Annotated in this window: 8 protein-coding genes; 4 read left to right on the top strand and 4 right to left on the bottom strand. The window is 72.3% G+C overall.

Annotation, left to right across the window (positions count from 1 at the left end; genetic code table 11):
- Nucleotides 1-274: 274 nt before the first annotated feature.
- Complete coding sequence (locus ACFYW9_RS07065) at nt 275-778, top strand: MarR family winged helix-turn-helix transcriptional regulator (RefSeq protein ID WP_389145745.1); 504 nt, start codon at nt 275-277, stop codon at nt 776-778.
- On the opposite strand, the gene ACFYW9_RS07060 is transcribed toward ACFYW9_RS07065, so the two are convergent.
- A complete protein-coding gene (locus ACFYW9_RS07060) occupies nt 751-1,164 on the bottom strand; it encodes a winged helix-turn-helix transcriptional regulator (RefSeq protein WP_389145742.1) in 414 nt (137 codons plus the stop codon). The genes ACFYW9_RS07065 and ACFYW9_RS07060 overlap by 28 nt on opposite strands.
- A gap of 122 nt (nt 1,165-1,286) precedes the next feature.
- On the opposite strand from ACFYW9_RS07060, the gene ACFYW9_RS07055 reads away from it, so the two are divergent.
- Nucleotides 1,287-2,177 (top strand): NADP-dependent oxidoreductase, encoded by an 891-nt coding sequence (locus ACFYW9_RS07055; protein WP_389145739.1) that lies wholly within the window; start codon nt 1,287-1,289, stop codon nt 2,175-2,177.
- 103 nt (nt 2,178-2,280) lie between these two features.
- Here the strand turns inward: ACFYW9_RS07055 and ACFYW9_RS07050 are convergent, their stop codons facing one another.
- Nucleotides 2,281-3,702 (bottom strand): MFS transporter, encoded by a 1,422-nt coding sequence (locus ACFYW9_RS07050; protein WP_389145736.1) that lies wholly within the window; start codon nt 3,700-3,702, stop codon nt 2,281-2,283.
- A gap of 256 nt (nt 3,703-3,958) precedes the next feature.
- On the opposite strand from ACFYW9_RS07050, the gene ACFYW9_RS07045 reads away from it, so the two are divergent.
- Complete coding sequence (locus tag ACFYW9_RS07045; protein WP_351863257.1) at nt 3,959-5,050, top strand: LLM class flavin-dependent oxidoreductase; 1,092 nt, start codon at nt 3,959-3,961, stop codon at nt 5,048-5,050.
- Nucleotides 5,047-5,748 carry an FMN reductase gene (locus tag ACFYW9_RS07040; protein ID WP_389145733.1) on the top strand — a complete coding sequence of 234 codons (702 nt, stop codon included), beginning with the start codon at nt 5,047-5,049 and terminating at the stop codon, nt 5,746-5,748. Before ACFYW9_RS07045 ends, ACFYW9_RS07040 begins: the two co-directional genes overlap by 4 nt.
- Before the next feature lie 251 nt (nt 5,749-5,999).
- Here the strand turns inward: ACFYW9_RS07040 and ACFYW9_RS07035 are convergent, their stop codons facing one another.
- Together ACFYW9_RS07035 and ACFYW9_RS07030 are read right to left on the bottom strand one after the other, a co-directional pair.
- Complete coding sequence (locus ACFYW9_RS07035) at nt 6,000-7,508, bottom strand: ATP-binding protein (RefSeq protein ID WP_389145730.1); 1,509 nt, start codon at nt 7,506-7,508, stop codon at nt 6,000-6,002.
- Nucleotides 7,509-8,225 (bottom strand): response regulator transcription factor, encoded by a 717-nt coding sequence (locus ACFYW9_RS07030; protein ID WP_389145727.1) that lies wholly within the window; start codon nt 8,223-8,225, stop codon nt 7,509-7,511.
- Nucleotides 8,226-8,247: the final 22 nt, after the last annotated feature.

Below are 8,247 nucleotides of genomic sequence, written 5' to 3'. Positions count from 1 at the left end.
GGTTCGGTGGGTGGGTCGGGGCCGTGCCGGTGCATCAGCCCGTCGCCGTTGGGTGAGGGGTGGGCGTCGGTGGCGACGGGCATCGATGTACCGGCACGGCCCCTCGCGCCGGATCCCGGCTGCGGGTACAGGATCCAGCCCCTCCGGCGTTTGAGGAGCGGGGTCTGGGGCGGAGCCCCAGGGGTGGGTCGGGTAGGGGCGGAGGAAGGCTTGTGGGCAGGGGGCGGAAGCGGTGCGGCGTACGATTTCGGCTGGGCTGGTGGAAGGGGGCCGTATGGCCACGGCTGGGGAACGGCGAGGGCGGCTGCTGGGGGAGCTGGCGGTCGTGTCGCGGCGGTACATGGCCTCGTACGCCCTGTTCAACCAGGCTCTCGCCGACCACGTGGGGCTGCATCCGACGGACGTGCAGTGCGTGAACCTGCTCAGCCTGGAGGACGGGCCCGTGACCACCGGGCGGATCGCCGAGATGACGGGGCTCACGACCGGGTCGGCCACGCGGCTGGTGGACCGGCTGGAGAAGGCCGGTTATGTCGTGCGGGAGCGCGATGTGGTCGACCGGCGGCGGGTGCTGGTCGCGACCGTGCCGGAGAAGATCGCCGAGTTCGGGCGGATGTGGGATCGGCTGGGCGCCGGGTGGTACGGCCTGTTCGACGGGCTCGACGACGACGAGGTGGCCCTGATCATCGGGCACATGCGGCGCACGGTCGACCTCAGTGCCGAACAGGTCGCGCGGCTGCGGTCCGGGGACCTTCAGGACGCCTCGTCCGAGGCGTCGTAACGCTCGCGGGCCTCGACGACCTCCTCGATGTGGTGCTCCGCCCAGTCCTTGACGGCGGTGAGCAGGCAGCTCAGATTCGTGCCCAGCGGTGTGAGCTCGTAGTCGACGCGGACCGGCACCGCCGGGGTGACCGTGCGGGAGACGATGCCGTCGCGCTCCAGGGAACGCAGGGTCTGCGTCAGCATCTTGGGGCTCACCCCGGCGATCTTGCGGCCGAGGTCGCTGTAGCGCATCGGTCCGCCCGCTTGGGCGAGCGCGCTCACGATCAGGCTGACCCACTTGTCGCTGATGCGGTCCAGGAGCTGGTTGGTGGGGCAGCTCTTGAGGAACGCGTCGTACTCGACGCGGGCCTGGTGGCGCCGCTGGGCCGCCGTCGTGGTCGCCATGACTCACCTCCGGGTGACGTACGCACCTTCAGGTGCCTACTTACCAATGGATAGTAGCTCTTCCTAGGGTTGTTGCAGCGGGAAAGAGACCCGTGGATGACCTACAGATGGGGTGAGCTGGGATGCGTGCAGCGGTTGTGACGTCGTTCGGCGGTCCGGAGGCCGTCGAGATCGTCGAGGTCGCCCTGCCGGAGCCGGGGGCCCGGCAGGTGCGGATCAAGGTGGCGGCCGCCGGGGTCAACCCCGTGGACGCCGGGGTGCGCGCCGGTGTCTTCGGGGGTGCCGGGAAGCGGCTGGGGCTCGGCTGGGACGTGGCGGGTGTGGTGGAGGCGGTCGGGGTCGCCTCGGGATGGAACGTGGGTGACGAGGTGGTGGCGCTGGCGTACGGGATCGCCAAGCCTCTCGGCACGCACGCCGATCTCGTGGTCGTCGACGCCGACGCGGTGGCCGCGGCGCCCCGCTCGGTCGACGCGGCGCACGCGGCGAGCCTGCCGCTCAACGCGCTGACCGCGGCCCAGGCCCTGGACTGGCTGGGCCTGGAGCCGGGCGCGAGTCTGCTGGTCACGGGGGCGGCGGGAGCGGTCGGCGGGTATGCCGTGCAGCTCGCCGCCCGGCTCGGGGTGAGCGTGACCGCGCTGGCCCGCGAGGGCGACGAGGAGCTCGTACGGTCCCTGGGGGCGGACCGGTTCGTCTCGGACGGGGTGGCTCCGCGGAGCGTGGACGCCGTGCTGGACGCGGCGATCCTGGGCGCGGACGCCCTGGACTGGGTGTGGGACGGCGGCGCCTTCATGGGCGTCATCCCGGGGGCCCACCCGGCGTCCGTGCGCGGGGTGCGGACGGGTGCCGTGGAGGTCGCCGCCGACGGGGCCCGGCTCGCGGAGCTGGTGGCGCTCGTCGACGAGGGGGCGCTGACGACCCGGGTCGCCGGGACGTACGCCCTCGACGAGGCCGTCAAGGCGCACGCGCGGCTCGCGGAGGGCGGACTGCGGGGCCGGCTGGTCCTCGTGCCTTAGTCGGCGGCCCGGTGGCCAGGGTCTGTCGTTCGGATCAGGTGGCGCCGAGGTGGGGTGCCTGTCCGGCCGCCGCGCGTCTCCGCCGTGATCGGCCGGACAGGTCCTAGTGGTGCTGCTCCGGTGCCTTGAGCGGGAGCAGGGCTACTAGGGGGCAGCACAGGAGGGTGATCGCGGCCACGACGGTGAGGCTCATGGTGGTGGCGTGGATCCCGCCGCCGTCGGTCCCGAAGTAGACGCTGGTGACGGCGGCGGCTCCGATCGCGTTGGCGAGCTGCTGGACCGCGCCGAGCGAGCCGCCCGCGCTGCCGGCCTCCGCGGGTGCGATGTCGCCGATGGTGACGTCGTACAGCGAGCCGAAGCAGGCGCCCATGCCGAGGCCGATGACGAGCAGCGGGGGGACCAGGGCCCAGCCGCCGGTGTCCGTGCCGGAGACGGTGACCAGGGCGAGGAGGTGGGCCGTCCCGGCGAGGGTGACGAGGAAGCCGATGAGGACGAGGCGGCGGCCCAGGCGGCCGATCAGCTGGTAGCAGGCGATCGAGGCGATGACGATGCCCGCGGACAGGGGGGTCAGGGCGAGCGCGGCGGCCGCGGGGGAGCGGCCGAGGCCCTGCTGGAGGAAGAGGGAGACGACGTAGAGGAGGCCGGCGACCGCGGCGAAGAAGACGACGCCGAGGAGCAGCCCCGAGGTGAAGCCGCGGTTGTGGAGGAGGGAGGGCTTGATCAGGGGGCTGGGCGCGGTGCGCTGGCGGTGGCAGAACCCGGCGAAGAGGGCGAGTCCGGCGAGCAGGAGCAGGGCGGGGAGTGCGTCCCAGCCGTGGGCCGAGCCCTCGATGAGGCCGGTGAGCAGGGCGAGCATGGTGGCGGCGAGGAGGGCGGAGCCGGGGATGTCGACGGTGGTCGAGCGGTCGCCGGTGTCGCGGGGGAGCAGGCGGGCGGCGGCGAGGAGCGCGGCGCCGCCGAGGGCGAGGTTGATGAGGAACATCGGGCGCCAGCCGAGACCGGCGAGGTCGGCGTCGACGATGAGTCCGGCGAGGACCGGGCCGCCGACGGCGGACAGGCCCATCACGGGTCCGAACAGGCTGTAGGCCTTGCCGATCTGGTCCCGGGGCCAGGTCGCCCCGAGGATGCCGAAGCCCTGGGGGATGACGAGCGCGCCGAACGCGCCCTGGAGGAGACGGGCGGCGACGAGGGTTCCCGGCGTGGGCGCGAGGCCGCAGGCGACCGAGGCCGCGGTGAAGCCCGCGAGGCCGGTCAGGAAGAGCCGGCGGCGGCCGTACTTGTCGCCGAGCCGCCCGCCGAGCACGAGCAGGACGCCGAGCGCGAGGGCGTAGGACGTGCCGAGCCACTGGATGAGTGTGGTGCCGCCGCCTAGGTCGCGGGCGATGGTCGGGGCGGCGATGTTGGTGATGGTGCCGTCGAGGAGGTCCAGGACGTCGGCGGCGAGGACGACGCCGAGGATCGCCCAGCGGATGGGGGCGGGTGGGTGCTCCGTCTTTTTCTGAGCGTCATGCAGTATCTGTGTCACGCAGATAAATGTCGGGCATGGGGTGCGGCGCGGTCAAGTGGGATATCGGGCGGGTGTGTCGGTGGTTGTGGTGTGCCGGCGGTCGTGGTGTGGCGGCGGTCGTGGTGTGGCGGGTGTCGTAGTCCTTCGGGGTGGGCTGTGCGGTGCGGCCCGCCGTGGGGCTCTGTGGCGGCTTCCGTCAGGGCCGGAATACCTGAGGTGAGGTGGTGGTTCGAGGGTATAGTTGAACAATCAACAAGGTGGAGGGTGAGTGACCATGCAGTTCGGGATCTTCAGCGTCGGTGATGTGACACCGGACCCGACCACGGGCCGGGAGCCGAGCGAGCACGAGCGCATCAAGGCCATGGTCGCCATCGCGCTGAAGGCCGAGGAGGTCGGCCTCGACGTCTTCGCGACCGGCGAGCACCACAACCCGCCGTTCGTCCCGTCGTCCCCGACCACGATGCTCGGCTACATCGCGGCACGCACCGAGAAGCTCGTCCTGTCCACGTCCACGACGCTGATCACCACCAACGACCCGGTGAAGATCGCCGAGGACTTCGCGATGCTCCAGCACCTCGCGGACGGACGGGTCGACCTGATGATGGGCCGCGGCAACACCGGGCCGGTCTATCCCTGGTTCGGGCAGGACATCCGGCAGGGCATCAACCTCGCCGTCGAGAACTACGCGCTGCTGCACCGCCTGTGGCGCGAGGACGTGGTGACGTGGGAGGGCAAGTTCCGTACGCCGCTCCAGTCGTTCACGTCGACCCCGCGCCCGCTGGACGGTGTCGCGCCGTTCGTCTGGCACGGCTCCATCCGCTCGCCCGAGATCGCCGAACAGGCCGCGTACTACGGCGACGGCTTCTTCCACAACAACATCTTCTGGCCCGCCGACCACACCAAGAAGATGGTCGAGCTCTACCGCGAGCGGTACGCGCACTACGGGCACGGAACGCCCGAGCAGGCGATCGTCGGCCTCGGCGGCCAGGTGTTCATGCGGGCCAACTCGCAGGACGCGGTACGGGAGTTCCGGCCGTACTTCGACAACGCGCCGGTCTACGGGCACGGGCCGTCGCTGGAGGACTTCACCGAGCAGACGCCGCTGACCGTCGGCTCGCCGCAGCAGGTCATCGAGAAGACGCTGGCCTTCCGCGAGTACGCCGGTGACTACCAGCGCCAGCTCTTCCTGATGGACCACGCCGGGCTGCCGCTCAAGACCGTCCTGGAGCAGCTCGACCTCCTCGGCGAGCAGGTCGTGCCGGTGCTGCGCGAGGAGTTCGCCAAGAACCGGCCGGCCGGTGTGCCGGACGCGCCGACCCACGCGGCCCGGGTGGCCGCCGCCAAGGAAGAGGTGACCGCCGTATGAAGCTCGTCGTCGTCTCGGCGGGGCTGAGCGTTCCGTCGTCCACGCGGCTGCTGGCCGACCGGCTGGCGGCCGCGACCGCCGGCCGGGCGTCCGGTCCGGTGGACCTGCGGGTCGTCGAACTGCGCGACCTCGCCGTCGAGATCGCCCACAACTTCACCAACGGCTTTCCCGGACGGGCGCTGTCCGCCGCGATCGACGACGTGACCTCGGCGGACGGGCTGATCGTCGTCACACCGGTGTTCTCCGCCTCGTACAGCGGGCTGTTCAAGTCCTTCTTCGACGTGCTCGACAAGGACGCGCTGGCGGGCAAGCCCGTGCTGATCGGGGCCACCGGGGGGACCGGGCGGCACTCGCTCGTCCTCGAACACGCGCTGCGGCCGCTGTTCGCGTATCTGCGGGCGGTGGTCGTGCCGACCGGGGTGTACGCGGCTTCGGAGGACTGGGGGGCGGAGGGGCTTGCCGAGCGGATCGAGCGGGCGGCGGGTGAGCTTCTTGCCCTGATGACAGCGCTGACCGTCCCCTCGACGCCCGTCCCTTCGACGCCCGGCCCGTCGGTCTCGGCTCCGGTCTCGGCGTCCTCTTCAGGTGCGGCTCCGGCCGGGGCCGAAGCGGCTGTTCCCGCTCAGCCCGCGTCTGGCCGGGCGGACGGTTTCCACGTGGTGCCGTTCGCGGAGCAGCTCGCGGCGCTGCGGGTGTAGCGGGTTTTTCGCCCCCTCCGCCCCTACCCGTCCCGTACCCGGGGCTCCGCCCCGGACCCCGCTCCTCAATCGCCGGAGGGGCTGAATCCTGCCGGAGCCGTCTGGATCCCGCACCCGCAGCCGGGATCCGGCGGGAGGGGACGTGCCGGTACATCGATGCCCGTCGCTACCGACGGTCACATCTCCGTCCAACGGCGACGGGCTGATGCACCGGCACGGCCCCGACCCACCCACCGCCCGAACCGCGCGTGTCAGTCGAGTGCCGGTGCGCCTTCCACCGTGAAGCCGATCACCGTGCCGCCGCCCTCTCGGGGGTGGGCGAACGGGGTGCCTCCGTGGGCTGCGGAGATCTCGCGGACGATCGACAGGCCCAGGCCCGAGCCGGGGAGGCTGCGGGCGTCGGCGGCCCGGTAGAAGCGGTCGAAGACGCGCACGAGGTCGTCGTCGCCGATGCCGGGACCGCGGTCGAGCACCTCGACGCGGACCGGTGCGTGATCGCCCGTGGAGGCGGTTGAGGCGGCTGAGGTGGCTGAACTCGTGGGGCTCGTAAGGGGTGCGGGGGTGTCGGTGGGGGGCATGCCCGGCTGTCGGGCCGGGCCTGTCACCACGACCTCGATCGGAGCCGTTCCGCCCCGGTCGAACTTGGTGGCGTTCTCCACGAGGTTGGATACCGCGCGCTGGAGGGCGGTCGGGCGGCCGTCGACCGCGGTGTCGCCGGTGGCCCGGACGGTGATGTCCCGGCCGGTGCGGCGGCGCGCGACGACCGCGACGTCCTCGGCGAGTTCGGCGAGGTCGAGCCGCCGTACGGGCTCGGTGTCCGACCGGCCGGCCGCGAGGGCGACCAGTTCGTTGACCAGGTCGGTCAGTTCCCGGGACTCCAGCGCGAGGTCGGCGACGAGTTCCTCACGGGCGTCGGGCGGCAGTTCGTCGATCCGGCGGAGCATCGAGATGTTCGTACGCAGGGAGGTCAGCGGCGTACGGAGTTCGTGTCCCGCGTCCTGGACCAGGCGGCGCTGGTCCTCCTCGGACTGGGCGAGACGGCCGAGCATGCGGTCGAAGGAGCGGCCGAGCCGGGCCACCTCGTCGTACCCGGTGACCGGCACCTGGATGCCGAGACGTCCGGTGCGCGCCACGTTCTCCGCGGCCCCGGCGAGCCGCACCAGGCGCCGGGTGATGCGCCGGGCCAGCCACCAGCCGAACAGCCCCGCGGCGATCACGACGGCCCCGACGAGCAGCACCGTGCGCTGCTGGAGCTCCCGGAGCAGATCCTCGGTGTCGCTGAACTGCTGGGCGACCTGCACCGCACCCCGTCCGCCGCCGAGCGAGACGGTCGCCAGCCGGTAGCGGTCGCCGGTGACGTCGACGTCCTTGTGCTCCATCAGCCCGCCCGCCTCGGCGGCGCCGGCGACCGCCCGGTCCTGGCCGCCCACGGGCAGGGGCGGAACGCCGTGGTCGACGATCACGCCGCCGGGCCCGAGCACCTGCACGTCGGTGCGGCTGGGCCGGATGATGTCGTCGAGGGGCCCGTGGCCCGGGTCCGAGGAGGCGAAGTCGCCCGGGTGCAAGGGATGTTCACGGACCTGATCGCGCAGGTCCTGCACCACCTCGGCGAAGACGGTCTGCTGGTCGACCCGCACCAGCCGCGCGGCGGCGTCGTAGCTCAGGAAGCCGACCAGGACCGTGACGGCGGCGGCGACGGCCGCGAAGGACACGGTGAAGGTGGCCCGCAGCGAGGACACCTGCCGCAGCCGTCGGCGCACTCAGTCCTCCCTCAGGACGTATCCCACGCCCCGCACGGTGTGGATCAGCGCCGGGGCGCCCGGCTCGTCGAGCTTGCGCCGCAGATAGCCCACGTACACGGCGAGGTTCTTGGAGCCGGGGCCGAAGTCGTAGCCCCAGATCCGGTCGTAGATGGTGGAGTGGTCGAGGACGATGCCCGCGTTGCGGACGAGCAGTTCGAGGAGCTCGAACTCGGTGCGGGTCAGTTCCAGCTCGCGCCGGCCGCGCCAGACGCGGCGGGCCTGGATGTCCATGCGCAGCCCGGCCGCGGAGATCTGCGCACCGGACGTCCGGGGCGCGGGGGTGGGCGCGTCGTCGTCGAGGGTGCCGTTGCCGGTGCGGCGCAGCAGGGCGCGCAGCCGGGCGAAGACCTCCTCGACGTCGAACGGCTTGACGACGTAGTCGTCGGCTCCGGCGTCGAGGCCGGCGATGCGGTCGGCGGTCTCGACGAGCGCGGTGAGCATCAGGATGGGGGTGCGGTCGCCCTCGGCGCGCAGCACGCGGCACACCTGGAGGCCGTCGATGCCGGGCATCATGACGTCGAGGACGAGGACGTCCGGCGGGGTGCGGTGGGCCTGGGCCAGCGCTTCCACGCCGTCGGCCACGGCTGTCACCGTGTAGCCCTCCAGTGTCAGTGCCCTTTCCAGGGCATGGCGGATGGCGCGGTCGTCCTCGGCGAGCAGTACGTTCTGGGGCACCCGACCAGTCTGCCAAGCCGTC

This window comes from Streptomyces sp. NPDC002698 (assembly GCF_042888945.1).
Lineage (GTDB): Bacteria > Actinomycetota > Actinomycetes > Streptomycetales > Streptomycetaceae > Streptomyces.
This window is presented reverse-complemented; position numbering and strand designations above follow the sequence as displayed.

Excerpts from the sequence above, each read along its gene's own strand:
- ACFYW9_RS07040 (WP_389145733.1), top strand. The coding sequence starts at position 5,047 with ATGAAGCTCGTCGTCGTCTCGGCGGGGCTGAGCGTTCCGTCGTCCACG.
- ACFYW9_RS07065 (WP_389145745.1), top strand. The coding sequence starts at position 275 with ATGGCCACGGCTGGGGAACGGCGAGGGCGGCTGCTGGGGGAGCTGGCG.
- ACFYW9_RS07060 (WP_389145742.1), bottom strand. The coding sequence starts at position 1,164 with ATGGCGACCACGACGGCGGCCCAGCGGCGCCACCAGGCCCGCGTCGAG.
- ACFYW9_RS07045 (WP_351863257.1), top strand. The coding sequence starts at position 3,959 with ATGCAGTTCGGGATCTTCAGCGTCGGTGATGTGACACCGGACCCGACC.
- ACFYW9_RS07055 (WP_389145739.1), top strand. The coding sequence starts at position 1,287 with ATGCGTGCAGCGGTTGTGACGTCGTTCGGCGGTCCGGAGGCCGTCGAG.